Annotated in this window: 31 protein-coding genes, 3 tRNA genes and 2 rRNA genes; 11 read left to right on the top strand and 25 right to left on the bottom strand. The window is 56.7% G+C overall.

Annotated features, from left to right (window positions below; all coding sequences use genetic code 11):
* Nucleotides 1-49: 49 nt before the first annotated feature.
* The 3 genes from F560_RS26515 to F560_RS0111990 form a co-directional block, all read right to left on the bottom strand.
* Complete coding sequence (locus tag F560_RS26515; RefSeq protein WP_342662938.1) at nucleotides 50-199, bottom strand: GNAT family N-acetyltransferase; 150 nt, start codon at nucleotides 197-199, stop codon at nucleotides 50-52.
* A 90-nt stretch (nucleotides 200-289) separates the two neighbouring features.
* Nucleotides 290-1135 (bottom strand): sulfurtransferase, encoded by an 846-nt coding sequence (locus F560_RS0111995; protein ID WP_019005978.1) that lies wholly within the window; start codon nucleotides 1133-1135, stop codon nucleotides 290-292.
* 98 nt (nucleotides 1136-1233) lie between these two features.
* Nucleotides 1234-2430 carry an MFS transporter gene (locus F560_RS0111990; RefSeq protein ID WP_156828970.1) on the bottom strand — a complete coding sequence of 399 codons (1197 nt, stop codon included), beginning with the start codon at nucleotides 2428-2430 and terminating at the stop codon, nucleotides 1234-1236.
* A gap of 136 nt (nucleotides 2431-2566) precedes the next feature.
* On the opposite strand from F560_RS0111990, the gene F560_RS0111985 reads away from it, so the two are divergent.
* On the top strand, nucleotides 2567-3070 hold the full coding sequence (locus tag F560_RS0111985; RefSeq protein WP_019005976.1) for a GNAT family N-acetyltransferase: 504 nt from the start codon (nucleotides 2567-2569) through the stop codon (nucleotides 3068-3070).
* 18 nt (nucleotides 3071-3088) lie between these two features.
* Here F560_RS0111985 and F560_RS0111980 read toward each other — a convergent pair whose 3' ends face one another.
* Entirely contained in the window at nucleotides 3089-3442 is a 354-nt protein-coding gene (locus tag F560_RS0111980) for a TFIIB-type zinc ribbon-containing protein (RefSeq protein WP_019005975.1), read from the bottom strand.
* Nucleotides 3443-3602: 160 nt separating this feature from the next.
* Here F560_RS0111980 and F560_RS0111975 point away from each other — a divergent pair, with 160 nt between their 5' ends.
* The gene (locus F560_RS0111975; RefSeq protein WP_019005974.1) at nucleotides 3603-3806 is read left to right on the top strand and encodes a DUF378 domain-containing protein; all 204 of its coding nucleotides are present in this window, start codon (nucleotides 3603-3605) and stop codon (nucleotides 3804-3806) included.
* A gap of 93 nt (nucleotides 3807-3899) precedes the next feature.
* Here the strand turns inward: F560_RS0111975 and F560_RS0111970 are convergent, their stop codons facing one another.
* Nucleotides 3900-4199, bottom strand: a complete 300-nt coding sequence (locus tag F560_RS0111970) for a 4a-hydroxytetrahydrobiopterin dehydratase (RefSeq protein ID WP_019005973.1) — start codon at nucleotides 4197-4199, stop codon at nucleotides 3900-3902.
* 169 nt (nucleotides 4200-4368) lie between these two features.
* Here F560_RS0111970 and motA point away from each other — a divergent pair, with 169 nt between their 5' ends.
* Together motA and motB are read left to right on the top strand one after the other, a co-directional pair.
* The gene (gene motA / locus F560_RS0111965; protein ID WP_019005972.1) at nucleotides 4369-5181 is read left to right on the top strand and encodes a flagellar motor stator protein MotA; all 813 of its coding nucleotides are present in this window, start codon (nucleotides 4369-4371) and stop codon (nucleotides 5179-5181) included.
* The gene (gene motB / locus F560_RS0111960; RefSeq protein ID WP_019005971.1) at nucleotides 5156-6007 is read left to right on the top strand and encodes a flagellar motor protein MotB; all 852 of its coding nucleotides are present in this window, start codon (nucleotides 5156-5158) and stop codon (nucleotides 6005-6007) included. Before motA ends, motB begins: the two co-directional genes overlap by 26 nt.
* Before the next feature lie 169 nt (nucleotides 6008-6176).
* Here the strand turns inward: motB and F560_RS0111955 are convergent, their stop codons facing one another.
* Nucleotides 6177-6977: a glucosaminidase domain-containing protein gene (locus F560_RS0111955; RefSeq protein ID WP_019005970.1), complete on the bottom strand. Its 801-nt coding sequence runs from the start codon at nucleotides 6975-6977 to the stop codon at nucleotides 6177-6179.
* A 274-nt stretch (nucleotides 6978-7251) separates the two neighbouring features.
* Between F560_RS0111955 and tadA the strand changes: the two genes are divergently transcribed.
* The gene (gene tadA, locus F560_RS0111950; protein ID WP_019005969.1) at nucleotides 7252-7710 is read left to right on the top strand and encodes a tRNA adenosine(34) deaminase TadA; all 459 of its coding nucleotides are present in this window, start codon (nucleotides 7252-7254) and stop codon (nucleotides 7708-7710) included.
* Here the strand turns inward: tadA and F560_RS26610 are convergent.
* Nucleotides 7639-7899 (bottom strand): aspartyl-phosphate phosphatase Spo0E family protein, encoded by a 261-nt coding sequence (locus tag F560_RS26610; RefSeq protein ID WP_026298236.1) that lies wholly within the window; start codon nucleotides 7897-7899, stop codon nucleotides 7639-7641. The two genes, tadA and F560_RS26610, sit on opposite strands and share 72 nt — an antisense overlap.
* A 223-nt stretch (nucleotides 7900-8122) precedes the next feature.
* On the opposite strand from F560_RS26610, the gene F560_RS0111940 reads away from it, so the two are divergent.
* The 5 genes from F560_RS0111940 to F560_RS0111920 all read left to right on the top strand — a co-directional run bounded on the left by F560_RS0111940 (nucleotide 8123) and on the right by F560_RS0111920 (nucleotide 13700).
* Nucleotides 8123-8812, top strand: coding sequence for a response regulator transcription factor (locus F560_RS0111940; protein ID WP_019005967.1), 690 nt, complete (start codon nucleotides 8123-8125; stop codon nucleotides 8810-8812).
* On the top strand, nucleotides 8800-10104 hold the full coding sequence (locus tag F560_RS24640) for a sensor histidine kinase (protein WP_019005966.1): 1305 nt from the start codon (nucleotides 8800-8802) through the stop codon (nucleotides 10102-10104). Before F560_RS0111940 ends, F560_RS24640 begins: the two co-directional genes overlap by 13 nt.
* Before the next feature lie 133 nt (nucleotides 10105-10237).
* Nucleotides 10238-10927, top strand: coding sequence for an ABC transporter ATP-binding protein (locus tag F560_RS0111930; RefSeq protein ID WP_019005965.1), 690 nt, complete (start codon nucleotides 10238-10240; stop codon nucleotides 10925-10927).
* A complete protein-coding gene (locus F560_RS0111925; protein ID WP_019005964.1) occupies nucleotides 10924-13479 on the top strand; it encodes an ABC transporter permease in 2556 nt (851 codons plus the stop codon). The genes F560_RS0111930 and F560_RS0111925 overlap by 4 nt, the downstream gene beginning before the upstream one ends.
* A 143-nt stretch (nucleotides 13480-13622) precedes the next feature.
* A tRNA-Arg gene (locus tag F560_RS0111920) sits at nucleotides 13623-13700 on the top strand.
* A gap of 105 nt (nucleotides 13701-13805) precedes the next feature.
* On the opposite strand, the gene F560_RS0111915 is transcribed toward F560_RS0111920, so the two are convergent.
* The 5 genes from F560_RS0111915 to F560_RS0111895 are packed head-to-tail and all read right to left on the bottom strand — an operon-like array spanning nucleotide 13806 to nucleotide 15697.
* Nucleotides 13806-14177 carry a LytTR family DNA-binding domain-containing protein gene (locus F560_RS0111915; RefSeq protein WP_019005963.1) on the bottom strand — a complete coding sequence of 124 codons (372 nt, stop codon included), beginning with the start codon at nucleotides 14175-14177 and terminating at the stop codon, nucleotides 13806-13808.
* A 15-nt stretch (nucleotides 14178-14192) separates the two neighbouring features.
* A complete protein-coding gene (locus F560_RS25035) occupies nucleotides 14193-14315 on the bottom strand; it encodes a cyclic lactone autoinducer peptide (protein WP_019005962.1) in 123 nt (40 codons plus the stop codon).
* The gene (locus F560_RS0111905) at nucleotides 14312-14839 is read right to left on the bottom strand and encodes an accessory gene regulator ArgB-like protein (RefSeq protein ID WP_019005961.1); all 528 of its coding nucleotides are present in this window, start codon (nucleotides 14837-14839) and stop codon (nucleotides 14312-14314) included. The genes F560_RS25035 and F560_RS0111905 overlap by 4 nt, the downstream gene beginning before the upstream one ends.
* A complete protein-coding gene (locus F560_RS0111900) occupies nucleotides 14836-15474 on the bottom strand; it encodes a hypothetical protein (RefSeq protein WP_019005960.1) in 639 nt (212 codons plus the stop codon). The genes F560_RS0111905 and F560_RS0111900 overlap by 4 nt, the downstream gene beginning before the upstream one ends.
* On the bottom strand, nucleotides 15467-15697 hold the full coding sequence (locus tag F560_RS0111895; protein WP_019005959.1) for a helix-turn-helix domain-containing protein: 231 nt from the start codon (nucleotides 15695-15697) through the stop codon (nucleotides 15467-15469). Before F560_RS0111895 ends, F560_RS0111900 begins: the two co-directional genes overlap by 8 nt.
* Before the next feature lie 345 nt (nucleotides 15698-16042).
* On the opposite strand from F560_RS0111895, the gene F560_RS0111890 reads away from it, so the two are divergent.
* Nucleotides 16043-16119: transfer RNA gene (locus tag F560_RS0111890), tRNA-Pro, on the top strand.
* Between the two features lie 171 nt (nucleotides 16120-16290).
* Here the strand turns inward: F560_RS0111890 and F560_RS0111885 are convergent.
* From F560_RS0111885 to F560_RS0111820, 13 genes are all read right to left on the bottom strand, one after another.
* Nucleotides 16291-17358 (bottom strand): hypothetical protein, encoded by a 1068-nt coding sequence (locus F560_RS0111885; RefSeq protein ID WP_019005958.1) that lies wholly within the window; start codon nucleotides 17356-17358, stop codon nucleotides 16291-16293.
* 135 nt (nucleotides 17359-17493) lie between these two features.
* On the bottom strand, nucleotides 17494-18399 hold the full coding sequence (locus F560_RS0111880) for a YitT family protein (protein ID WP_019005957.1): 906 nt from the start codon (nucleotides 18397-18399) through the stop codon (nucleotides 17494-17496).
* A gap of 150 nt (nucleotides 18400-18549) precedes the next feature.
* Nucleotides 18550-18711, bottom strand: coding sequence for a small acid-soluble spore protein P (locus F560_RS23120; RefSeq protein ID WP_019005956.1), 162 nt, complete (start codon nucleotides 18709-18711; stop codon nucleotides 18550-18552).
* A 17-nt stretch (nucleotides 18712-18728) separates the two neighbouring features.
* The gene (locus F560_RS0111870; protein WP_019005955.1) at nucleotides 18729-18914 is read right to left on the bottom strand and encodes a hypothetical protein; all 186 of its coding nucleotides are present in this window, start codon (nucleotides 18912-18914) and stop codon (nucleotides 18729-18731) included.
* A gap of 27 nt (nucleotides 18915-18941) precedes the next feature.
* On the bottom strand, nucleotides 18942-19289 hold the full coding sequence (locus F560_RS0111865) for a hypothetical protein (RefSeq protein WP_019005954.1): 348 nt from the start codon (nucleotides 19287-19289) through the stop codon (nucleotides 18942-18944).
* Between the two features lie 102 nt (nucleotides 19290-19391).
* Nucleotides 19392-19480, bottom strand: a tRNA-Ser gene (locus F560_RS0111860).
* A gap of 78 nt (nucleotides 19481-19558) precedes the next feature.
* On the bottom strand, nucleotides 19559-20845 hold the full coding sequence (gene serS / locus F560_RS0111855) for a serine--tRNA ligase (protein ID WP_019005953.1): 1287 nt from the start codon (nucleotides 20843-20845) through the stop codon (nucleotides 19559-19561).
* Nucleotides 20846-20887: 42 nt separating this feature from the next.
* Nucleotides 20888-21475, bottom strand: coding sequence for a pyridoxal 5'-phosphate synthase glutaminase subunit PdxT (gene pdxT / locus F560_RS0111850; protein WP_019005952.1), 588 nt, complete (start codon nucleotides 21473-21475; stop codon nucleotides 20888-20890).
* Nucleotides 21476-21605: 130 nt separating this feature from the next.
* On the bottom strand, nucleotides 21606-22487 hold the full coding sequence (gene pdxS / locus F560_RS0111845; RefSeq protein ID WP_019005951.1) for a pyridoxal 5'-phosphate synthase lyase subunit PdxS: 882 nt from the start codon (nucleotides 22485-22487) through the stop codon (nucleotides 21606-21608).
* Nucleotides 22488-22577: 90 nt separating this feature from the next.
* Nucleotides 22578-23915: a D-alanyl-D-alanine carboxypeptidase family protein gene (locus F560_RS0111840; protein ID WP_019005950.1), complete on the bottom strand. Its 1338-nt coding sequence runs from the start codon at nucleotides 23913-23915 to the stop codon at nucleotides 22578-22580.
* Between the two features lie 166 nt (nucleotides 23916-24081).
* A complete protein-coding gene (gene guaB / locus F560_RS0111835; protein WP_019005949.1) occupies nucleotides 24082-25539 on the bottom strand; it encodes an IMP dehydrogenase in 1458 nt (485 codons plus the stop codon).
* A gap of 392 nt (nucleotides 25540-25931) precedes the next feature.
* Nucleotides 25932-26048: ribosomal RNA gene (gene rrf / locus F560_RS0111825) — 5S ribosomal RNA — on the bottom strand.
* Between the two features lie 66 nt (nucleotides 26049-26114).
* Nucleotides 26115-26224, bottom strand: a 23S ribosomal RNA gene (locus F560_RS0111820); the annotation flags it as partial.

Here is a 26224-nt window from a genome sequence, read left to right as displayed (position 1 = left end):
CCCCAATATACAGCATGAAAAAACGTAAAGCCTAGCATTTCGCGCACTTTTAAAGTAAGACCGAACATAGCTCAGCCACAATCGCGCTTGCATATCCGTTCTTGCGCATTGCAGGCGGCGTATAAACGGCATTTATTCGTGCGTGTCTTGGCGAACGGTGAGCAATATGGGCCATAGACACAGGCCGATCCTCGACCATCCACACCCCGGCTGTTCAACGAAAAGCACAAAGGGCTGCAACAGTCTGCCCAATGGCAACCTGTCGCAGCCCTCCATCGTCGTCACGGCTTCACGCCTTTTCCTCTTCCCCCGTGGCAATCGGATTTTCGGGATAGCTGATCCAATCGCTCCAGCTTCCCGCATACAGCTTCACGTTTTTAAAGCCGGCTTCCTGCAGCGCCAGCACGTTCGGCGTGGCGGTGACGCCGGAGCCGCAGTAGACGATGAGCTCCTTGTCGCGCGGCAAATCGGCGAAATGGTCCGCGATGGCATCCGCCGGTTTGAACCGGCCTTGCTCGTCCAGAACGCCCTTCCAGAACTTGTTGACGGCGCCCGGGATGTGGCCTGCGATCTTGTCCATGGGCTCCGTTTCGCCGCGATAGCGCGGGGCTTCGCGGGAGTCCACCAGAACGGTGCCGGGCCGGCCGAGCTTGGAGCGGACTTCCGAGACGTCCGCCAGCATCTCGGCCCGCACCCGGGGCACGAAAGCGGAAGGAACGGTCACCTTCCGCTCGGAGCTGACCGGGTAGCCCTCCCGCTTCCAGGCGGAGTAGCCTTCGTCCATGACATAGACGTTGTCGTGACCCAGATATTTGAGCAGCCACCATAGTCTCGAGGCCATTGCTCCGCCCTGGTCGTCGTACGCAACGACCCGCGTTCCGTTGCCGATGCCGGCCCGGCCGAGCCGTTCGGCCAACTCCGGGATGTCCGGCAGCGGATGCCGGCCGCCGTGCTCGCCGACCGGAGCCGACAGATCCCGCTCCAGATCCAGGTACACGGCCCCCGGGATATGGTCGGCCTCATAAGCGGCCCGGCCCCGATCCGGCTGCCCCAGCCAAAAGCGGCAGTCCGCGATCACGAGATCGGATTCGTACAGCCGCGCAAGCACCCACTTCATCGATACGATATTTTGCATCCGCCGACACTCCTTTTCCTTGTTGATTGACTTTATTTGCCATCCAACAATGCCAAATGCAAGCCGAGCGCCCCAAGAAACGGCTCAAACGCCTAGCCCTAACCCTCCGCGGCCGCCGCCCGCTCCGGACGGCCTGCCCGCCTTGACGCGACCGCGACGGCGGCGATGACGAGCATCAGCACGGCAATCCCGGCCAGCAGGAAAAACGTCGGCGCGGCATCGAACCGGTCCAGGAAGCCACCGGTAATCCGGGGCAGCACCGCGCTGCCGAGCAGGCCGCAAGCCATCAGGATGCTCGTGACCCGAACCGTTCGGTCCGGCGCGGCGCGCGTTCCGAACACAAGGGCGATGGCGAACATCCCCGACATCGCAAACCCGGCCGCGAAGATCAACGCCATCGTCAGTCCGATTCCGCTCGGCAGGCTCATCAGAATGAACGCGGCGGCGGCCACCGCGCAGGAGACGATCAGATACGTCGCCCCGCCGAAGCGGTCCGCAAGCTGTCCGGCCACCAACCGGCCGAGCGTCATCGCTCCCCAGAACACGCTTAAGGCAAGCGTTGCCGAAGCGTCGGTCAAGCCGCCGGTTTGCACGAGCAGCGAGGGCAGGTAGTGAACGAAACTCATCTCGAATCCGACGTACACGAAGAAGAAGCAGGCGCAGGCCGCCAAAGTCAGCCGGGTTCGGGCGCTTAAGGGCAAGAGCGTCGGCGCGCTCCCCTTCGACTCCCGCCCGGCGCGATCGCTCGAATGCAGCACGCCGGGCCATAGAACCGCCCACAGCCCAAGCGTCAAGGCCGCCAGCACGCCGACGCAGGCAAACGCCAGCCGCCACTGCCCGGCCTGGATCAACGCGGCGCCGGCGAACGGAATCGTTAGCGCCCCAACGCCGAAAAACACCTCCACCCGGCTCATGGCCACATTGGCTTTCTCGCCCGCCGCGCTGATGATCAACGAGCCCACCAGTGTCTCCACCGTGCCGAAGCCGAAGCCGGCCAGCGGGGAAACCGCCAGCATGATCCCCCATGACGGCCGCAAGGCAAAGATCAACTCCGCCGCCGCCATCAGCGCAAAGCTCGCCAGCAGCAGACGCTTCCGGCCCGCGATCCGGACGAGCCAAGGGGCGCACAGCGTTCCGGCCAGCCCGCCCAGAAACTGGTGCATCACCAACTGGCCCCCGTCCCCGTATCCGATTCCGTAGGCGCGCACCATCGGCTCCATAACCGAACCGGCCACGAGCTGGCCGAGCCCGATGGTCAAATACGCAATACATCCCAACCAAACAAGCCGTGTCACCGGTCGAAAGACTCCCTTTCCCAGCCAACCATTTTTTTCAATCGCCTAAATCAAGCCGATTCATTATACCATGAAGGAGCGGCTATGGTATGCTGAAACTATTGAACTCAAGAGATCGAAAAAGGAGAGGGATCCTTTGCGGTGGACGGATTTTCGGATCGGCCCGATGACGGAAGCGGATGCGGAAGAGATATGCTCGTGGCGCTACCCGGCTCCTTACGACCGCTATCGCTGGCCGGCTTGGGAAGAGATGCGCTCGCAGGGGAAGGAGTTCGGAGATCCGGACATCCGGCAAAGCCAGTACGCCTCGGTGCGCGACAAGGAGCAGGCGCTGGTCGGGTACGCGCAATTTTTCCCGATGACGGGCGTCGTCCGGCTCGGTCTCGGGCTTCGGCCGGACTGCTGCGGCATCGGCTGGGGCGCGGAGTTGATGCGGGCGCTGGTCGCGGAGGCTTCGGCGCGCTATCCCGGAGCCGAGATCGACCTTGAGGTCGAGTCGTGGAACAAGCGGGCCATCCGCGCCTACGAGAAAGCGGGCTTCGTCATCACCGACTCGTACACGCGGCGGGCAACGCACGGCTGCGTCCACATCTGCTGCATGGTCTATCAACAAAAGGACCGCCCCGACGGGCGATCCTGACGGGTTCGGAAGAAACGGTCAGTCGAACAAATCTCCGAACAAATCCAGAACGCTTTTCTTTTTCTTATGCTTGTAATGGCCGCCGTATCCGCGGTATTTCGGATCGTATCCATGCTGCGGATGCGATTGCGGAGGGTACGGCTGCTGAGGATAGCCCTGCTGCGGGTGCGGCGTCCTGGGGTACGATGGATCATGCCTGTCGTCATAATACCAGTGATTGTACTCGTCCCTGACTTCGCGGACTTCTTGCATCAGCTTGTCCAGCTCCCCGCGGTCCAGCCATACGCCTTTGCAGCTCGGACAAATATCGATCAGAACCCCGTTCTTCTCCACTTCTTTCATGCGCGTATCATGACAAACCGGGCAATTCATCAAGCGCTCGCCTCCTCTGGCTTTATTTCCTATTATGCCTTATGTCTTCATACGTAAACGGCCAAGATCGGTTTCGCCAAGCGGCCTTAAGCATATGCCGCGGATTCCTTTCATACTGTGTAATGGTTAACGACTATCCCCCTAAGGAGGCTGTTGAGGTGTGAAAACGCTCAATGTGATCAGCCTGATTCTGGTGATTCTGGGAGGCTTGAACTGGCTCTCGGTCGGACTGTTCGAGTACGACGTTGTAAGCGAAATTTTCGGGGGCAGCGCCGAAGTCGGATCCAAAATCGTATATATCATCGTGGGCGTAGCCGCTTTGTACGCTTTGTCGCTGTTCGGAAAAGTGACCAAAAACCCGTGAATCCGGACGTACCCGTTCTGCATCCGATAGCTTCGTCGCGGCGGTTGGGCAAGGGGCGAATCCTTGCTCGGCCGCCTCTCTTTTTTGCCGGAACTACTTCGCCAGCAGCCCGTCGTAGGCCGATGCCGCTGCGATATCCAGCCCGGTCAGCCCGCCGGAATGCCAGGTGGTCAGACGAAGCGTCACCTTGCGGTAATCGATGGCGATAAAGGGATGATGGTTTTGCGCCTCCGCGATTTCCGCCACCTTTTGAACGAACGAGATCGCCTCGGGAAACGAAGGAAAAAGATATTTTTTCGCGATCCGTTTGTTTTCTTCCAGCTTCCACCCGTCCAGTCTTCCCAACGCTTCGGCAATCTCTTCGTCTTTCAGCAGCCTCGCGCTCCCCTTCATCTTTCATCCCCTCCAAAACGAAAATAAGCGCCGGACAAAACGGCATTTTTATGAAAAAACGTCTTCATCTCTAATACTTTGCCCCCGGACTGTCGATAAAAAGAGTAAAGTGTCGCTTCCGAACGAAACAAAAATCCTGTATCCATTTACGACAAGCTGGGGTGTAGCAATGAAAAACTCGACCATTATCGGATTGTTTTTGGGGTTAGTCGCGCTCATATTAGGGATGTTCCTGAAGGGAGCGCCACTTGTCAGCCTGGTCAACAACCCGGCCGCATATGTCATCATTTTCGTGGGCACCGCAGCTTCCGTTTGCATGGCTTTCCCGATGAGGGATCTGGCGAAGGTTCCGAAGCTGCTCAAGATCGTGTTTGTAGAGCCCAAGCTGATCGAGCGTTCCGAAGTGATCCGGATGTTTATGGAGTGGGCATCGATCACCCGCCGCGAAGGACTGCTTGCCCTCGAAGCCCGCGTCGAGGAGATCGAAGACCAGTTCCTCAAAAACGGGATGCGGATGATCATCGACGGCAACGATCAGGATTTCGTCCGCGACGTGCTGCTCGAAGACATTTCCGCAACGGAGGAGCGCCACCGCGCCGGCGCGCAAATTTTCTCCCAGGCGGGCATGTACGCGCCGACGCTCGGGGTTCTCGGGGCCGTTATCGGCCTGATCGCAGCGCTCGGCAACCTTGCCGAAATGGAGACGCTGGCCCATGCGGTCGCGGCCGCCTTCGTCGCCACGCTGCTCGGGATTTTCTCCGGATACGTGCTCTGGCACCCGATCTCCAATAAGCTGAAACGCTTGTCCAAGCGGGAAATCGAGCTTCGGCTGATGATGGTGGAAGGCCTGCTGTCCATTCAGTCCGGGGTATCCACGACGGCCATTCAGCAGAAGCTGTCCGTATTCCTGACGCCGACGGAACGGGTGAAATTGTTCGAGCAGGAGGAATCGAGCGGTGAGCAAAAAGCAGCGACGGCATGATCAGCATGACGAGCACATCGACGAATCCTGGCTCCTGCCTTACTCCGACCTGATGACGCTGCTGCTCGCGCTGTTCATCGTGCTCTATGCGGCCAGCGCGGTCAATACGTCCAAGCTGGAAGCGCTGAGCCAAGCCTTCAACAGCGTTCTTAACGCCGGTCTCGGGATACTGGACAAATCGGCGGCGATCGAGAGCGAACAGGACTTAAGCAACAAAATACGCCAGCGTCATACCGAAGACGGCCAGATGACGCGCAAGCAGCTGCAGCAGCTGGAACAGGAGAACCTCGAAGGGCTGAAAAAAGAGCTCGACCGGTACATCAAGAAAAACGGCCTGGCTTCGCAGTTGCAGACGCAATTGAACCAGTCGGAGCTGCTGATCACCATACGGGACACGGCCCTCTTCGATTCCGGCGAAGCGACGGTCAAGCCCGAAGCCCGGGCGCTCGCCGTCGCGATCGGACAAATGCTGCAGGAGTATCCCGACTACGAAATCGTCGTCTCCGGCCATACCGACAACGTGCCGATTCGGACGGCCAAGTTCGATTCCAACTGGGATCTGAGCTCCAAGCGGGCGATTAACTTCATGATGATTCTGCTGCAAAACCCCGCCTTCGACCCGAAAAAATTCAGCGCGATCGGCTACGGCGAATACCGTCCGGTCGACTCGAACGCAACGAGCGAAGGAAGGGCGAGAAACCGCCGCGTCGAAGTGGCGATTTTGCGGAAATATACCGATCCCGCATCCGATCAGACGACCCTGTCGGCTGTCGCCAACGCGAGTCAAGGCCAACAGGCTTCGGCGCAATCCTCTTCAAAGCCTTAATCCACGCATCGGGTGCCCCTTGAACGCGATCGGCGGCCTGCCCTTCGGCACCGGCCGCGGCCCGATGCCGCCAGCTTCCAAACGGCTGCGCACGTCCCCGGGACGGCGCAGCCGTTTTGCGTGTCCGCGCCGCGCAACCCGGCTTTGCGGACGCCAAGCAGCAGCGCCGTCAGCCTTCCGAAGGCTCCGGACGCTTCTCGTCCCAGCGCCGCAGCAGCGCGGCCAGCTCGGCCCACGTTACGCCCTTTCCCGGCAATGGATCCGGCACGGGCAGCAAGTCCCGGCTGCGCAGCCAGTTCAGATCCTCTTGCGCCGCGATAGCGGCAACGCGCTGTTCGAGACTCGTCCCCGCTTGTGCCGTTTCATTCCCGTCCGGGACCTGATCGTCGTGCCGCAGCCGCGCCCGCTCCCCTTGCTGCGATTCGGGCAGGGCTGTTTCCGTTTTCTTTTCCACGCGAATGCCTCCTTTGCCGGCCCACTCCAGCAGATTTCTCCAAATGGATACGATGTCCTGGCCGTAACGATCGCCGGCCCCGGGCCATTTGCCGTTCAAATCCTCCCAACAGCGCGCCTGGCCGCGCAAGTGCCGCAGCCGAGCCTCCGCAGCGTGCAGCTCCCCGTTCGGCCGATCTTCCTCCTGCGGCGGCGGTCCGGCAGCAAAGCGGTACAGCCTGCGGATTTGGACCTCGGCATCCTTGGCCAGCCGTTCTTCCGAATAGTCCGCGTCCAACGACCACATCTTCGTCTCGTACATCGCCTGGCAATACGCCAAATCCCCCCGCACCCCGTAGCGCTCGCCAAGCTGCAAATACAGCCCGGAGCAGTCGGGCGCTCCCGGATTCCGGCGCCTGGCGAACGCGGTCAGCTCCTCGGCCGTACAGTACGACTGCCCCATAATCGAGGTCTTGCCCGACGGCTCCCAACCGGTCCGCACCCGAAACCGGCATCCCAAATACGCCGACGTAGCCAATGCGCATCCCTCCTTTTTTGCCTGCGAGTCAGGTTGTCCACGCCTCTTCTCTATACTGTATTCGGGAAAAAGGCAAATTTGCACTTCCAGTCCCCTTTGTTACAATGAAAAAGAAAAAACCAACACGTCACTATCCCCAAAAAAAGCAGGTTATCCCCAATAAATTGTCGATGTTGTGCATAATTCTGTGGACAACTCGAAAGTTATCCACTAAATTATACACAGCATGTTAACAACGAATACGTGTTCGTGGGAAAAGAGAGGAGCTTAAACCGTGTCCGAAGACGAATTGTGGATGCAAGAGGCCATCCGGCAGGCCAAAATGGCCGAGCAGTTGGGAGAGGTGCCGATCGGCGCAGTCATCGTGCGCGACGGCGTCATCGTCGGGGCTGGATACAATGTGCGGGAGACGGCCAAAGATCCCACGGGTCACGCCGAAATGGTCGCGATCCGGCGGGCGAGCGAAACGCTTGGAGCCTGGCGGCTTCTTGGCTGTACGCTGTACGTCACGCTGGAGCCTTGTCCGATGTGTGCCGGCGCCATCCTTCAGTCCCGGATCGAAAGGGTCGTGTACGGAACGCACGATCCGAAAGCCGGGTGCGTAGGCACCTTGATGGATTTGCTGCAGGACAATCGGTTCAACCATACGACCGAATGGACGTCAGGAGTGCTTCAGGAACAGTGCGCTGGCCTTTTGACCGAGTTCTTCCGCCGGCTGCGCGTCCGAAAATAAAGATTGGGCGCCTTTCTGGCGCTCGAAGGCTTTTTCCATGTACATTTTTTGCAGTTGAACGATCAGCCGATCCGCTTCTTCGCTGACTTTCAGGATCTCGGGATCGGTCAAATTTCCCAGATTGTTCGCCATGTCTTGCAATCTGCGCTGGAGTAGCTGAAGGCGATGAATAATCGGACAATCTTCCATGTAGGTCTACTGGCCGCTCCTTTCCGGTAACCACCATCGCCACGCAGCGATGCCCTATTTTGATACACCCTATTATAAGCCAAAAAAATCCGGAAAGATGTAGAATAGTGTCGATTCAAACAGGTAAATTTCCTCCATATTCCGACAATTTTTGGGTCTTAGCGTCCGTACCTTAAGTCTTGAGAACGATTTGTCGCACCGATTTGGACAAGGATGTGAGCATATGGCGCCTCATTTGCTGCTTGTGGAAGACGACGAAGCGCTGCACCGGGGAATCGAATTCACCCTTCGCCAGGAAGGATACGCGGTGTCGGGCGTACGGTCGGTCGCCGATGCCAGAACGGCCGTTCTTCGCCAGCCTTTCGAACTGATCATTCTGGACGTGCAGCTTCCCGACGGTAGCGGCTTCGACTTCTGCGCGTGGCTGCGCGGGCGGATGGATACCCCCGTCATCTTCCTGACCGCCAGCGACACGGAAATCGATGTCGTAAGAGGGCTGGATCTGGGCGGAGACGACTACATTACCAAACCGTTCCGGCTGCGCGAATTTCTATCGCGGATTCAAGCGGTGCTGCGCCGCCGGTCCGCCAAAACCCAGTTCCCCGGCGACGCCGTCCTGCAATCGGGGGATTTGACGGTGTACCTGGACGAGATGCGGGTGGAAAAGCAAGGGCAGCCCGTTCCGCTCAGCATGACGGAATTCCGTCTGCTCGCGCTGCTGATGAGCCATCCCCGGGCCGTCTTGTCGAAGGAACAGATTGTGCAGCGGCTGTGGCAGGGCGAAAGCGACTTTCTCGATGACAACACCGTGGCGGTGAACATCCGGCGGCTGCGCGAGAAAATCGAGGATACGCCTCACGATCCCCAGCGGATCGTGACGGTCAGGGGGGCCGGATACCGATGGAACGGGTAAACGTGAATATGATCCCGCTGCCGCGGCTTTGGCGCAATCCGCCCGTACGCCGTCTCGCCGTCCTTCTCGCCTTGACGCTCGCAGCGGCGGCCGTTCTCGCCGGACTGTTCGTCCGTTTCGCGACCGAGCGGCTGGAGCGCGACTGGCTCGACCGCCAAGTGGCCGTCATCGGTGCGCTTGCTGCCGCGCATCCGGAGCTTGCGGACGAGCTGCCGAAGACGTTCGCGCAGGACGCCGCAAGTCCGGAAGCGGCGCGTCTCGGCCGCGAGCTGGCCGCCAAGCACGGCTTGACCGGACTGCTTGCAACCGGCCTGCTTCCGGCAGCCTCCGCTTTCCGGAACCTCGCGCTGCCGGGGCTTGTTCTGGGCGCGGCGCTGCTGATTGCCGCTCTTGGGCTTGCGCTGCTGCGCGAATATCGGCTGCAGTTGGGCAGCCTTCGCACGCTCGCCCTCTCGCTCGAAGAAGCCGTAAAGAACAACCGGCGGATGGACTTCCGCCTTTACGGCGAAGGAGAGCTCGGACTGCTCGCGCACGGGGTGCAGGAGCTGGCGAACCGGCTGCAGCTGACGATCGGACAATTGAAGAAAGAAAAAGCGTTTCTGAAGGAAACGATCGCCGATATTTCCCACCAGCTGAAGACGCCGCTCGCCTCGCTCAGCATCTACATCGATCTGCTTCAGGAAGAGAGGACCAAGCCGGACGAAGCCGCCGGATTTCTGAAGACGTGCCGGCAAGAACTCGACCGGATGGAATGGCTGACCTTGACGCTGCTCAAGATCGCCAGGCTGGAAGCGGACGCCCTGGAGCTTCACAAGACGGTGTCGCCTCTGGCCCGAACGGTCGAGGAAGCGGTCGCTCCGCTGCGCGAATGGGCCGGTCGGAGGGGCGTCGGACTTCGCCTTATGGAACCGCCGGAGCCGGTGTTCGTGCTGCACGACGGCCGCTGGCTGGCGGAAGCGATCGGCAACCTGGCGAAAAACGCCATCGAACATAGCCCGAAGGGCGGCACCGTCACGATCCGCTGGGAGCGTACGCCGGCGTTTGTGCGTCTGGATGTGCTGGACGAAGGACCGGGAATTGACGAGCGGCACTTGCCGCATATTTTCAAGAAGTTCTACCGGAGCGGAACGGGCGGAAGCGGAGTCGGGCTGGGACTGCCTCTGGCCAAGTCCATCGCGGAACGGCATGACGGCATGCTTTCCGCGCGCAACCGCGAAGAAGGCGGCAGCCAGTTCACCTTGACGCTTCCCGTTCAGCGGCTTCCGGACAACGTTCTGCATGCGGGGGAGTGAAGCCGGGCGGGATTTGCTGACCGCAATGGGGGAGGGCGGCTTACAATATTGTAAGCTTGCCCTGCCCTTTATTGTAAGGTGGACTCGTTATACTGGCCTTATCAAGCCGTTATACGAGGAGAGGAAGAAAGCCATGAACGTCATCGAAGCCGCCGGCTTAAGCAAAATCTACGGCAAAGGTTCGACTCGGGTGGAGGCGCTGCGCGACGTCAGCTTCGGCGTTGCCCAAGGCGAATTCGTCGCCATCGTCGGGGCGAGCGGCTCGGGCAAGAGCACGCTTTTGCACCTGCTTGGCGGACTGGACCGCCCCACGTCCGGAGAAGTCTACATCGACGGGGAAAACCTGTACGCGCTGAAAGAAAAAGAACGCGCGGTGTTTCGCCGCCGGAAGATCGGGTTTATTTTCCAATCGTTTAATCTCATTCCCGTGCTGAACGTTGAAGAAAACATTCAGCTTCCGCTGCTGCTCGACCACCGTCAGCCGGACAAGGGCTACATCCGCGATTTGATCGCGACGTTGGGCCTCGACAACCGGCGCAAGCACCTGCCGTCCGAGCTGTCGGGCGGGCAGCAGCAGCGGGTCGCGATCGGCCGGGCGCTCGCCTACAAGCCCGCGATCGTGCTGGCCGACGAACCGACGGGCAATCTGGACTCCGCCAACGGACGCGAGGTGCTGGAGCTGCTTAAGCTCGCCGTCCGCCAGTACCACCAGACCGTCATCGTCATCTCTCACGACATGAACGTAGCCGCCGAAGCCGACCGCGTCCTCCGGTTGCAGGACGGACGGCTCGTCAGCGACACGCGCGGGGTGAGCCGCGTATGAAGAGCTACACTTCGCTGGCCGGGCGTTATCTAAAGGAGCAGCGGAAGCGTTCGATCCTGACCGTCGTCGGCATCGTCCTGTCGGTGGCGCTGATCAGCGCTTTGGGCACGATGGGCCAGAGCATTCAGGACAATCTGCTGCAGCGGGCGATCTATGAGAACGGTTCCTATCACTTCGCTTATTCCGAGGCCGATTCCAAGCTGTACGGCGAGATGAAAAACAACGCGCTGCTGGATCGGGTCGGCGCCATTCATGACGGCCCGAAGACGAAGCTGGACGATACCTTCTCGATCCAAGTCAACGAAGCAAGCGAAGAAGCGTTTGGGCTCGTCCCCCTTCATCTCCAGGAAGGCCAGTGGCCGCAGAGCCCGGACGAAATCGTCGTGGAGAAATGGATATTGCCCTATCTGCCGGGGGCCCCGAAGCCGGGCGGAGAGACCGAGCTGACCGGACCGGACGGCAAGCCTCACCGCTACCGGATCTCCGGCATTTTGATCAATTCCGCTGCGGATCAACACAGCGCCTCCTCTTCCGCTTATACGTTGATGAGGGCAGAGAAGGCCGCTAGCCTGCCGGAAATGACTCTGTTCATGACCTTCAGGCCGGGCGTCGACATCAGCGACCACCTCCCGGAATTTCAGAGCAAATCGGAGACGTTCTCCGCCAACAACCGCGTCTTGTCCTATATGGGCGAGTCCACCAACGACAATACGAACAAGGCGCTGACGGTCATCTTCGGCACGCTGATCGGCTTGGTCGTGCTGTCGACCGCAGCCGTGATTTACAATGCGTTTCACATTTCCGTGTTGGAGAGAATCCGGCAGTTCGGCCTGCTGCGGACGCTCGGCGCGACGCCAAGGCAGATCCGCAATCTGGTGCTGCGCGAAGCCACCACGCTGGCGCTGATCGGCATTCCGATCGGGCTGCTCTGCGGATGGGGCGCGCTTTGGTTGGTTATTTGGCTAATGGTGGCAAACGGATTTCAAATTTTGCAAATGGAAAGCTTTCAGCTCCAGTGGCACAACTGGATTATGGGCGGCAGCGTTGCGGTCGGGCTCGTATCCGTCTATTTGGCGGCTTGGCTGCCGGCCCGCAAAGCTTCGCGCGTCTCTCCGGTAGAAGCCGTGAAGGGCGCCGGGAGCATCGTGCAGGAATCGGTCCGCCGCTCGCGCTTTCCGTCCCTGCTGCAAGGGTTCGGTATCGGCGGAAAAATGGCGGCCAAAAACATTCGCCGCAACCGGACGAAATTCCGCATCACGACGTTTTCCGTCGTGGTAAGCGTGACGCTGTTTATCGTCTTTCACTACTTTATCCGGGAAATGTTCGAGATGACCGCCGCCTCCAACGAGGAAGACCGCATCGCGTTTTCGGTATACGGCTATGAAATGTCCCAGAACGGAACGAAATCCTTCGTCACGAACGACATGTTGAAGAAAATCGCGGCGTTGCCCGGAGTCGACGACGTTTACAGCATCTATCAAACCCCGCTGGTCAACGCCTGGATACCGTCCGCCAAGATCAATCCGGACTTTTCCGAGCTGACGGGAATAAACTTTGAAACCGTGACGCAAGGCAGCGAGAGCTATCAGGAGGCCTCGGCTTACTTTAAACTTTACGATGCGGCCCGCTTCCGCGAGGCGGAACGGTATCTCGTCTCCGGCACGACGGACCCGCAGAAGCTGGACCAAGACAACGCGGTCGTCATCGTTCAGACGGTGAAAACCGGACTGCGTGACAGCGAAAAGCCGGCCATCATGGAACTTTCCCGCCTCAAAGTCGGCGACAAGCTGAAGCTCGCCGTGCCGGATGATTACGGAGCAGAAAAGCCTCGCGCAAAGGAACGCATCGCGATCGAAGTCACGGTGGGCGGTATTTTGTCGCAAAACCCGTTTGATGCGCGATATCAGAGAACCGACCTGTCGGTGATAGCGACGGAAGGCATTTACGAAAAGCTGGCCAAACTCGTCCCGAAGGAACTCCAAGCGGATTACCCCGCCCGGGCGAGCCTGATCGGATTCGACGTCGCCCTCGCGGACGGTGCCGATGCGGAGCCCGTGCGCGAGCAGCTCAACGTCCTGGCCCGCACCATCCCGAACGGAAGAGTGATCGACGTCGCCGCCAACCAAAAAGAAGCGCGCCAGTTCACTCTGCAGATGCAAATTTTCGTTTACGGTTTTCTTACGGTCATCGGGCTGATCGGAAGCCTGAACATCATCAACACGGTGCAGACGAATCTGCTGCTTCGGCGGCGGGAATTCGGCCTGCTGCAGGCCGTCGGCATGACCGGCGGACAGCTTAAGCGAATGGCGACGCTCGAAGGCGTCTGGATGGGGCTTATCGGAGGATTCTGGGGACTTGTTGCCGGAACGGCGATCAGCTACTTCCTTTATCTGCAATTGGATGAACTGCAGGGGATGCCCTTCCAGTTTCCATGGCTTGGCGCTCTTGTCGCCTGCGTCTTTGCGTTCGGCGTCGGACTGCTGTCCGTCCAAGGACCTCTTCGCCGCATGGCCAAAGCGAATCTTATCGATGAGCTGAGAGAGGATGGATGACGATGGCCCTCCCTTACGGCTTGCGCGTCCGGCTTGGCCGGGCCGGCGCTGCATCGCAATGTTGGCCGGCATGCGCCGGCCTTTTTCATTTGGGGATTGCGCTTTGCGTCCGGGCTTTTTTTTGTTATAATGATAATTGCTGCGCGCCCGTAGCTCAGCTGGATAGAGCGACAGTTTCCTAAACTGTGCGTCGTGGGTTCGAGTCCCACCGTGGCGCGCCATATTCATGCCGAGATCCCTTGGTACCGAAGGGATTTTATTTTTTCCCCAACCTCAATAAACCATGCGGGAGAAACGCGGACAGCCAAAAAAATCGGGCCGGGGGATCAATCCCTGGCCCTTAGTTTCATCCGTTCTTTCATTTTCGGTAGCAGTTCTTTCAATTTCGCTCTGGACAGTGTTGCGGACTTCCTCTCTTTGCCGGGAGACGGTTCGAAATAAGCGATGGCGTTTTTCACGTCGATCTCAACGACCTTATGCAGATCAATGAGATGACCCCGATCGGCCCTTTCAAACGGCAGCCCCGCTGCCTTAAGGGCCGATTCGATTTTTTCCAGGGTGTTAAGCTGGTAGAATACTTCGTCTTTGGTGTGAAACAGAAGTCGATTTCCTTCGGCGGATATTTTCACGATATCGCTTAAGGAAATAAACAGCAGCCCCGTCTCCCCTTTTTCGTCGCGAGTTACAGGCCACTTCATTGAGGTTATCGCCTACTAATCCAATAACTCCGCCGGCACCTCCGGTTGATTGCCCCAGAGAAAGCTGGCGGGCGCAACGGCAAGCACCGCAAAACAACCGATGAATGTTGCCATGGTGTTAAGGATTCGCTTTTTCATTTGGATTCACCTCCTTTCAAGCGGATTAACGAAATCGATTGGACGAGCCATGTTAGGGCCAACAATGGAGAGGCGAAGAGGAAATTGGTCGATGCGATCACCAGCGATATGATCTTTAGTTTCGGATAATGCCGTTTTGGAATCCGTGTTTGCCCATCAATGCGCGACGGCGCATAAATCAGAATCAGAAGGATGTTAAGAATGTTTATGCCGATGACGGCAGCGTCGGAAAGCGGAATAAAAGGCAGTGCCGCGGCAGTTGCCGATGAAACGATGACGCATATCAAAGCCGATTTGAAATGGTATCCGCCCGATACGGCCCGCAGCAAGGCGAACGCGAACAAGCTTATCATGGTGTCGGCAAGCCGTCCGGATAGGGCTCCGAGGACGACTGCGGAACCGATCGTCAAGACCGTGTTTAAAAGCAAATGAATGCCGAATGTTAATTTGGCCTCGGAATACGGATGATCCGGAATTGCCGCTTTCAGGGAATGGGCCAATTTTTTCGATATGGACTCGATCATATTTTTTCCTTCTTGTTACCCAAATAAATGAGGAAGCAAAACATGATGGTAAAAACAATCCAAGCCATATATAACCTGTTCCTAAGCAGCGAAACGACGCTGATAAAGATCAAGCTCAAAATCAGAACGACCAGTACGAGTTGGTTTTCCAGCCTCCAACTTTTCCAGCTAAACCGTTCGAGCGGGAACGTAAATCCGTATCCTTTTTTATACAACACATAACTGGCGAAAAACAGGATCAGCGCGGATGCGCTTTGCAAGACATAGAGGTCCGGCTTGTTGCTTTGCACATTCTCGATCGACAAGAGGCCCAAAGACTGAAACACCGCAAGCAGCAGCGTTTGAACTACCGCATAAGCGGCGTACCCTGTCCCAACGACTAATGCGGCTCCCAATAAGGAGATTCGAAGGATGTAAAAAATAAAGATGACAAAAATGACAACGGAAATGATCGGTGCGTACTGGGAGATATTCAATTCATTCCAAATCGCCCAGCTTAAAATGGACATCAATATCGAAATCGGCACGATTTGCTTTATGTACGTGATGGTATTGTACCGGAAAATGGTGAGCATAATCGTATAAATCGAAGTCGCTTCGATCGTTGAAAACAAAACAAACCAAACGTTATTCATCCTGGTTCCCACCCTCTTCATATATCAGCAAATCCGATATCCCGCAATCAAAGTAATCGCAAAGCAAGGCAAGAAGATCGCGCGGATATTGTTTTGTCTCGTTGTTGTACATTTGTCTTATCGTTTCGTATCTGTAAGGCAACTCCTTTGCGATCCTGCGAACCGATTTCCCTTCCTTATCGGCTATCGCTTTTAAATTCGATCTAACGACTCCCAAAATCATCCACCTCTATCGCCAATATACTCCGACACGATTTTCGCGTCAATAGATTTAGTAGGATTATTTTACTAAATTATTTGGATGCTATTCTTCTTTTCGGGACTTTCGTTGCAGGCTCAACTGAAAAATGAAAAACGGAACGGTGCAGCAATAGCGTCTGCTCCGTCCCGTTCATCCTTCGTCCAGCCGATCTCCGAGCGCTTCTCGACGAGCAGCGGCGGAGCGTCCGGGTATTGACATCTATGTTTCAAGAAAATCCGAAAAAAATCTCAATACACCCCTTTTCTTTTTTGAATGACTGTGTTATAATCTAATTCGTTCGTTGCGGAAGACATATCGAAGACATATCGAGACGTGGCTCAGCTTGGTAGAGCGCTTGCTTCGGGAGCAAGAGGTCGCAGGTTCAAATCCTGTCGTCTCGACCATCCATAACTACAACATCGCGGCTTATGGCCGCGATTTTTTTGCGCCTTCGCGGTGTCTCGGTCGTCTTGCCGGCCGAGCGGACCTGATTCGGCCCGCAACAATCCGATCGTCTATCCATTCGAAAAAAAAGCAGTCCCGTCCGGGACTGCTTTTTCATTCCTATTCGCGTATTAATACAAACCGTACTCGGAAAGTTCATCCAACGTAATGACGTCTTCCTCTTTCGGAACGTCAAACTCGAATTTCACGTCGCCGTTAATATCCGTCAACTCCGATACGATCTTGATCGTGCCGCTGCCGCTTTGGCCCTCGTCTTCGATTTCGGCCTTGAGCGTCGCATCGGTGTAGCTAGCGAATCCATCTTTGTTAATGCCGAAGTTGGCGAGCACATCGAGCGATTTTACGGTTTTCTTGAATTCGTCGATTCCCTCCTGCAAATCCGCGTCGGAGAGGTTATCCAGTTCTTTTTTCGCCGAATCCAAGTCTTCCTGGCTCAGCTCGGCCAGCTTGCGATAATCTTCGTTCGAGGACAACAGATTGATGATTTCCGGAGCGATGTCCTTGACGACCGTCTTGATGAACGGTTCGACTTGCTCCTGCGTGAGATGGAACTGCACGACGCTCTTTACGCCGGCTTCGTCCGGAATCCCCGCATCCTTGGCGCTCGGAGCGCTCAAATATGTTTTTTCGTCGAGATGTTTAAAGAGGATAGCATAAATATCGTTCGCGAATTTGACGGATTGGCCGACATCGGCAACCCCCGTCCATTCCGTACCTTGCTCCTTCGCCAGTTCGTTCAAGTCGAATTCGACGAATTTGCCGACGAGATCTTCAGGCAACCCGAGCATCGGAATGTTCGGCACCTTGATCCACATTTTCTCTTTGTTCATGATGATCGGAACCTGGAACGTCATGGCCAGGTCGCCGCTTATGCTGAGCTTGAGATTCAACTCCATCAGCAACGGATCCAGACGGTAAGCGCCCGTCCAGGAGACCTCCGCATTCTGAATCAGGCCAAGCGCGCTTGCGGCCCCTTCCTCCTCCATCACTTCGGGCGGAAGTTTCAGGTCTTGCACTTTCAAGCTGCCCTTCATTCCGTACGACTTGACTTCGGCCGATTTCTTCAAGGCGTCTTGCAGCTTCTCCTTGGGCGACGAGCTGCTGTTGCATCCCGACAATACAAGCGCCAAAACCACAAAGAGCGACAGAAACGCATAAAGATACTTGCGAGACTTCAAAAAGCATTGCTCCCCTCAAAAAACAATGACTTACACAGCAAACATTCTATCCTAAATCGAGGGAGCAGGAAACCCCAATTCCTTAAAGATTGCTTAAAATCAGCTTAAAATAAGCCGTAAATCCTACGAAAAACCTTAATGAATATCTTTCTTTTTGAATCTTCCGCCCTGTACATCGTGAATATTGCCTACGGCCATAAAGGCCGAAGGATCCATTTCGCTGACGATCGACTTCAGCTTGGCCTCCTCCATCCGGGTGATGACCGCGAAGATGACCCGTTTGGTATCGCCCGAAAAGCCGCCTTCCCCGTTCAGGTACGTGACGCTCCGACCCAAGCGGCTGACGATGGCATCGCCGATTTCGCGGTATTGGTCGCTGATGATCCAGACCGATTTCGACTCGTCCAAGCCCTCGATCGTCAGGTCCATCATTTTGAACGCGATAAAATACGTGATCAGCGAAAACATCGCGTTATCCCAGCCGTACACCAGGCCTGCGCTGCCCAGGATGAACACGTTGATGAACAGGACTATCTGTCCGACGGAAAACGGCGTTTTCTTGCTGACCATAATGGCCACCACTTCGGTGCCGTCCGTCGTTCCCCCGTTGCGGATGACAATCCCGATGCCGACGCCGAGCAGAATGCCGCCGAATACCGTGGCCAGCAGCGTATCGTCGGTAAACGCTTTGACATGATGAAGAAGCGTCGTCGTGATCGACAACGTTACAACGCCGAGCAGCGTCGAAAGCGCAAAGGTTTTGCCGATGGATTTGTAACCGGCGATCAGGAACGGAAGGTTGAGAAGAAAGAGAAAGATACCGAGCGGCCAATGGGTCAGATGAGCGGCCATAATGGAAATGCCGGTGATGCCGCCGTCGATGATGTCGTTTGGTACGAGGAAGATTTCCAGAGCCACGCCTGCCAGCGACGCGCCGATAATAATAAAGAAGATCCGGCGAACGATATCCAGGACGGACAATTTGGAGTGATGAATCGGTTTCGGATTGACGGTAGAGTTCAGTTGTGCTGGACTTTGCATAGGCACCTCCCAAAAACATTTATTTATATTATAACAGTGCGATATAAAAACACACAAATTTCCTTGTCTTAACCCCCGCACCCGCGCCAAAAAAAGCTGTCCCTCCCGCAGACCAGGTCTGCCCGGAACAGCTTGCGTGCTGGGGTTAGGTCATCCTTCCCCGTTGTTATGGCGGCTGTGGTTGCGGTTTTTGACCTTCTTCGATCCGGACAGGGGCTCGTTGGGCTGGTTGCCGTCGCCGCTGCGCCGGTCGCGGGCGTGTTCGCTGCCATCGGCGGCTTCGGCTACGGGTACGGTCTTAGGCTTGCTCATGGAAACGGTCCTCCTTTTTATTTGCCGACCCGCTTCGGATGCAGATCGTTTTCGGTTTCGTCATGGTTCAAGGCGTCTTGATGCCGCCTGTCATTGCTTTGCTGCTGCATTTGCTGGGCTTGCAGCGAATTGACCGGCGTCTGGTCCAGGTCCTTCACGACATTGCGCAGATTTTTATCCGTATGAATATGGGCGTCGTTCATCTGTCTTGCACCTCTTTTCTGCCGTCATTATGCGCGGGTAACCGGGTGCAGCGCCTGCGCGCATTCGTGCAAATGCCGCCTGTAGTCGGCGATGAGCGATTGCATTTCTTCCGTCCGCTCGTCCACCGTTTGTCCATCTCTCTCCACGTCGGAAAGCTGAATGTCGATTTCGCGGCTGTCTACGTATTTGACCTTGAAGTCAAATTCAAGATTTTGCCGCCCCGCCGACTGGATTTGCACGAGCAGCGTGTCCTTATGGGCGATATCTCCGTATACGAGTGCCTGATCTCCCGGCTTCAACCACTCCGGCAACGCATCTTGCCATGCATGAACCAATTCCTGCTGAGGAACGGTAAGTTCGTCGTTGCTTGACATGGGTTTACACCTCCGCCCCGTTAGGTTGGCCCGCTGCCCGGTTCTTATGCAAAACAAAAAACCGATCCGCGGCGCGAATCGGCATTGTGTCGGTATGGATAATGGCGGAGAGGGTGGGATTCGAACCCACGTGGGCTTGCGCCCTAACGGTTTTCAAGACCGCCCCGTTATGACCGCTTCGGTACCTCTCCATCCGTGGGCAGCTTGCATCCGAAAGCCGGATGGATAAAAGTCTGCCCCGTAATCATATCATAGCCGGGAAACGTTGTTCAACCCCCGCGAGGTGCGATCCGTTCAATTCCGCCCATGTACGGACGCAGGGCTTCCGGGATGATCACCGATCCGTCGGCTTGCTGGTAGTTTTCGAGAATGGCCGCTACGGTGCGGCCGACCGCAAGGCCCGACCCGTTCAGCGTATGCACGAATTCCGGCTTGGCTCCGGGTTCCCTGCGGAACCTGATATTGGCGCGGCGAGCCTGAAAATCCTCGAAGTTCGTGCACGACGAGATTTCCCTGTAGACGCCTGCGCTCGGAAGCCATACTTCGATATCGTACGTTTTGGCCGAACCGAACCCCATGTCGCCCGTGCACAGCGTGAGCACACGGTAAGGAAGACCCAGAATCTGCAGCACGCGCTCCGCCTCCGCCGTAAGCGACTCCAGCTCCGCATAGGACGTCTCCGGATCGACCAGCTTGACCAGTTCCACCTTGTTGAATTGATGCTGGCGAATGAGCCCGCGAGTGTCGCGCCCCGCCGCGCCCGCCTCCGAACGGAAACAGCCGCTGTAGGCGACAAACTTGGCCGGAAGCTGCTCGATCGACAAGATATCGTTGCGGTGATAGTTGGTCACGGGCACTTCCGCGGTCGGAATAAGGTAAAAATCCGTTCCCTCGATCTTGAACAAATCTTCCTCGAACTTGGGCAGCTGGCCGGTTCCGATGAGGCTGTCCCGGTTCACGATGTACGGCGGCAGAAACTCCTCGTAGCCGTGCTCGTCCGCATGCAAATTCATCATAAAGTTGATCAGCGCCCGTTCCAGACGCGCCCCCAGACCTTTATAAAACACGAAGCGCGAACCGGTCACCTTGGCCGCCGCTTCAAAATCCAAAATGCCCAGCTCGTCCGCCAGTTCCCAATGCGGGCGCGGCTCGAAGTCGAAGGCCGGCGGCTCCCCGTGGCGTCGAATCTCGACGTTGTCCTCTTCCGAAGCGCCGACCGGAACGCTCTCGTGAGGCACGTTCGGGATCGCGAGCATCAGCTTGTCGATCTGTTCCTCCAGCTCGCGGATTTCCTCGTCGAGCCGTTTGATCCGCTCGTTCACTTCGCGCATTTCCAAAATGAACGGTTCCGCGTCGCCGCCGCTTCTTTTCAGTTTGGCGACTTCCTGCGAAACGACGTTTCGCCGGTTTTTGAGCGCCTCGCTTTCGGCCAGCCGTTCCCGGCGTCCGCGGTCAAGCTCCGGGAACGCCTCAATCAGATCGGTCGAAGCGCCGCGGTTGCGAAGCGCCTGCGCGACTTTCTCATAATCGTTGCGAAGCAGTTTGACATCCAACATAGTCGGCAATCCCCTTTCCGTTTACAAGGGTGGGTTCGTTAGTTAAGCTTTCGTCTGTTTGACGGCTTCCTCAGCCATAGAGACGAAATAAGCGTGCAGCCGGTAGTCATCGGTCAACTCCGGATGGAAGGAAGACGCGAGCAGATGGCCTTGCCGGGCCGCCACAATTTCTCCCTTGTAAGTGGAAAGCACGTCGACATTCGAGCCGACTTCCTTAATCAGCGGGGCGCGAATAAATACGGCGCGCAGCGGCGTATCGATGCCCTTGACGTCCAGATCGGTCTCAAAGCTCTCCCGCTGGCGTCCGAAAGCGTTGCGGGCGACCGTCATGTTCATCAGGCCCAGATGCGGTTCTTCGCCGCCCTCCAGACGATCGGCGAGAACGATCAGGCCGGCGCAGGTGCCGAAAATCGGCTTGCCCTTGCCCGAAAACGCCCGAAGCGCCTCGATAAAACCGTACTTGCGCATCAGTTTGCCGATGGTAGTGCTTTCGCCGCCGGGAATGATAAGGCCGTCCAACTCGTCCAGCTGCTGAACCTTCTTGACGGACACGCCTTTTGCCCCCGCCCGCTCAATGCTTTGAATATGTTCGGCCACAGCTCCTTGCAGCGCCAATACTCCAATGTTCATCCCGATTCCTTCTTTCCCGATCAGTGAGCTTAAAAACGATCAAAATCAATCTGGGCGGCTCCGCGCAAGCCGTTCAAAGGCTGTTGCGAAGCCGCCCGAAGTTGAACCGAAATGGCTGACGCTTAAAAAATCAGATACCGCGTTCCTGCATCCGTTCGAATTGGCTCAGCTTGGAGATTTCAATTCCCTTCATCGGGGTGCCGAGATTTTTGGATACGCGGGCGATCAGCTCGTAATCGTCGTAATGCGTGGTCGCTTCGACAATCGCGCGAGCGAACTTTTCCGGGTTGTCGGATTTGAAAATGCCGGAACCGACAAACACGCCGTCGGCGCCCAGATGCATCATGAGAGCGGCGTCCGCAGGCGTCGCCACGCCGCCGGCCGCGAAGTTCACCACAGGCAGGCGGCCGGTTTCATGCACGCCCAAGAGCAGGTCGTAAGAAACGCCAAGCGTTTTGGCCTCGTGGTAAAGCTCGTCCTTCGACATATTTTGGACTTTGCGGATTTGACTCATAATCAGACGCATATGGCGAACGGCTTCCACGATGTTGCCCGTACCCGGCTCGCCCTTCGTACGCAGCATCGACGCGCCTTCCTGAACCCGGCGAAGCGCCTCGCCCAGATCCTTGGCGCCGCACACGAACGGCACGGTAAATTCGCTCTTGTTGATATGAAACACTTCGTCGGCCGGCGTCAGCACTTCGCTCTCGTCGATGTAATCGACGCCCAGCGCCTCCAGCACCTTCGCTTCTACATAATGCCCGATCCGGGCTTTGGCCATAACCGGAATGCTGACCGCCTTCATAACCTCTTCCACGATCGTCGGGTCGGCCATACGGGCGACTCCGCCTGCCGCCCGGATATCGGAGGGCACTCTTTCCAGCGCCATTACGGCCGTTGCGCCGGCCGCTTCGGCGATTTTCGCCTGTTCCGCATTCATAACGTCCATAATGACGCCGCCCTTTTGCATTTCGGCCATGCCGCGTTTAACCCTCGAAGTACCTGTTTCCATGTATACACGCCTCCTGAGCATTCTAACGTTAAATTTTACAGGATGGATCGCGAATAGACAACCCACCAAGTCGGAATTCATTTCCGGAAATTAAAACAAATTGACAATCCCTTTGAACAAGCCGGCAAAAAATTCGCCGATTCCGCGGAACAACAGCCGCCACCAGCTGGCTTTTTTGGCGTCTTCGGCCGCGACCAGATCGATGGTAACCGATTTGTCCTTCTGGGTCGCCGGGTCTTTGTACGTATACGTAACAGTCCCTACTTTGTCTCCCTGCTTAATCGGTGCGACAAGCGGATCCTGTACGCTTTTGACTTCGGCCACCGTCGGCTCGATTTTCTCGCCCTTCTTTACCATGACGGTCAGGTCCGAAGCGGTGACGACCTCTAGCTTCTTGCGCACGCCCTTTTTGACGGGAAGGGTCTCATGCCCCGGTACGGCCTTTTTGGCCTCGATAATCGTCTTTTTCTCGAAGTTGTTGAAACCGTAATCGAACAGCTTGGCCGTTTCCAAAAACCGTTTGCCGTCGTTGGTCGAACCGTCGACACCCATGACGACGGCGATCAGGCGAGTGCCGTTCCGCAAAGCGGTGCCGGTAAAGCAGTTGCCCGCCGTCGACGTATGCCCGGTTTTCAAACCGTCTACGCCGTCGTAGGCGAACTTGCGAAGGGAAGGAACGTTTTTGTTGGACTCCAGCATCCAGTTCCAATTGACGATCGGATCTTTGTCCCGCTCGCGGAATTTGTAGGTTTGAATTTTGGAATACTCCAGGAATTTCGGATCTTCCTTGATAATATGATAGGCCAGCGTAGCCGCGTCCCTAGCGGACATAACCGTCTCGCCTTCGATCGACGTAGGCCTGAACTCTTCCGGCATATCGGCCCGATCGAGGCCGGTGGCGTTGATGAAGTGAGAATGGGTCATGCCCAGTTCTTTGGCCGTTTCGTTCATGAGCTTGGCGAACGCTTCCTCCGAGCCCGCTACGGCTTCGGCAAGCTGAACGGTGGCATCGTTGGCCGATCCGACCGCCATGGCAATGTACAACTGCTCCACCGTATGTTTATCCCCAACGGCCAGGAAAATACGGCTGCCCACCTGCTTAGAGGCATTTTCCGTTACCGTGATTTGCTGGTCCCAGCTCAGCTTGCCTTCTTCCACGGCTTTGAACACCAAATATTCCGTCATCATTTTGGCCATGCTGGCCGGCGCATAGGCGGTATCGGCGTCCTTCTCATAAAGCACTTGTCCCGACTCGGCATCCATCAGAATGGCGGAGCGAGCCGAAAGCTGCAGCCCGGCCGGATCCGTTTCCGCTCTGGCCGCGCCCGAAAACAAAGCAAGCGACAGGAATGAAATAAGAGTGACGATAGCCAAAAATCGTGTGATCGATAGCGTAGGACGAAAAAAGAAAGGTTGAGGACGATTCACCGCGCATTCTCTCCTTTATTGTCTTCTCTGATGTCAAAAAAGCTGCGCCTGTTCCGTCTGCTATTGTAGCATACCAAAAACAAACGAAAAAGCCGCAGCGTCGAAGTCTCTCTTCTGCGGCTTAAGTCCAGCATGCCGGTTTTAGGCTGCTTCTTTCGTCGGGACGTCACAGCGAATAGTTCGGGGCTTCCTTCGTGATCTGGACGTCATGCGGATGGCTTTCGCGCAATCCTGCGCCCGTAATCCGGACAAAATACGTATCGTTCTTCAGTTCCTCGATTGTTCTCGTTCCGCAATATCCCATGCCGGAGCGCAGGCCGCCGATCAGTTGGTGAATCGTGTCCTTGATCGGTCCTTTGTACGGGATACGGCCTTCGATGCCTTCGGGAACCAGCTTGGAGTCGTCCTCCTGGAAATAACGGTCCTTGCTGCCTTCCTTCATCGCGCCGATCGATCCCATGCCGCGGTAGGATTTGTAACGGCGGCCTTGGTAAATTTCGGCCTCGCCCGGGCTCTCCTCCGTGCCGGCGAAGAGGCTTCCCAGCATGACGGCGCTGGCGCCGGCGGCAATGGCTTTCGTAATGTCTCCGGAATACTTGATTCCGCCGTCCGCGATGATCGGAACGTTATACTCGCGCGCAACGGTAGCGCAGTCGTAGATGGCCGTGATTTGCGGAACCCCGATGCCGGCGATAATGCGCGTCGTGCAGATCGAGCCGGGACCGATGCCGACTTTGACGATGGAGGCGCCGGCTTCGATCAGATCGCGTGTGGCTTCGCCGGTCGCCACGTTGCCCGCCACGATCGTCAGATCCGGATAGCGGTCGCGCAGCTTGCGCACCATCTCGACGATGTTGATATGGTGGCCGTGTGCCGAGTCAACAACCAGCATATCGACGCCGGCCCGTACCAGGGCTTCAGCCCGCTCAAACGTATCTTTGGAGACGCCTACCGCAGCGCCGACGAGCAGACGCCCGTATTTGTCTTTTGCGGCGTTCGGGAATTGAATGGCTTTCTCGATATCTTTAATGGTGATAAGTCCTTTGAGGGTGTTCGACTCATCGACCAGGGGCAGCTTTTCGATCTTATGCTTCTGGAGAATGATTTCGGCTTCCTGCAGCGTCGTTCCGACGGGCGCGGTCACCAGATTTTCCTTGGTCATGACTTCTTTGATCTTGATGGAATAATCATGAACAAACCGCAGGTCCCGGTTCGTAATGATCCCTTGCAGCTTGCCGTTGTCGTCCACGATCGGCACGCCCGAAATCCGGTATTTGCCCATCAGTTCTTCCGCATCGTATACGTGATGTTCCGGTGTCAGCGAGAAAGGGTTCGTAATAACGCCGCTCTCCGAACGCTTGACCCGGTCCACTTCCTCCGCTTGCTGCGCGACCGACATGTTCTTGTGAATAACGCCGATGCCGCCTTCACGGGCAATGGCAATCGCCAAGGCCGATTCCGTTACTGTGTCCATCCCTGCGCTGATCAACGGAATATTCAGCTTCACCGAGGCGCTTAACGTAGTCGACACATCTACGTCCCTGGGCAGAACCGAAGATTTGCGCGGGACGAGCAAAACGTCGTCAAACGTAAGGCCTTCCTTGGCGAATTTATTTTGCCACACGAGAATTTTCCTCCCCTTTTAAGTTCCGATAACCGGTTGTTCTCCGATTGATTATAGGCAATCTTAGCAGAGGCATAACAGGCTGTCAAGGCGCAAGCATGAAGGGCAGGAAAAGCTGGAAAACCGCTCCGCTGCTGGCATTCGCGAACGGAAGCATATCCCAGTAACCGCTGTTTATAGGATCCGTCCGTTTGGCCGACAAAGGAGAAGGCACTGCAAGCGCTGACGCTTACGCGGACTTCCCGTCATCCTTTTATTGAGGATGATGATATGAGTTCAGGGAGTTCAAGGCACGGATGATTGAAGCGACGATCATGGCTACCGTTCATCGCGCGATCCGAACAATGGAACAAAAAAAGAAGCATCCCTTAAGAGATGCTTCTTGCTGTTCGACCTGGCAGCGTCCTACTCTCCCGGGACCCTTCGGTCCAAGTACCATCGGCGCTGGAGGGCTTAACGGTCGTGTTCGGGATGGGTACGCGTGGTTCCCCTCCGCCATTGCCACCAGATCATTTATCTTTCAAGGCTTACACCTTGATAACCGGATACGAAACGATGCGCTGTTGTCGTTGCTTTAGGATAAGCCCTCGACCGATTAGTACTCGTCAGCTCCACGCGTTGCCGCGCTTCCACCCCGAGCCTATCAACCTGGTGTTCTTCCAGGGGTCTTACGTATTGGGAAATC

It is taken from the genome of Cohnella laeviribosi DSM 21336 (assembly GCF_000378425.1).
GTDB classification, from domain to species: Bacteria; Bacillota; Bacilli; order Paenibacillales; family Paenibacillaceae; genus Cohnella; species Cohnella laeviribosi.
Note: the sequence above shows the minus strand (reverse complement) of the source record. Positions and strands in the feature narration are given on the sequence as shown.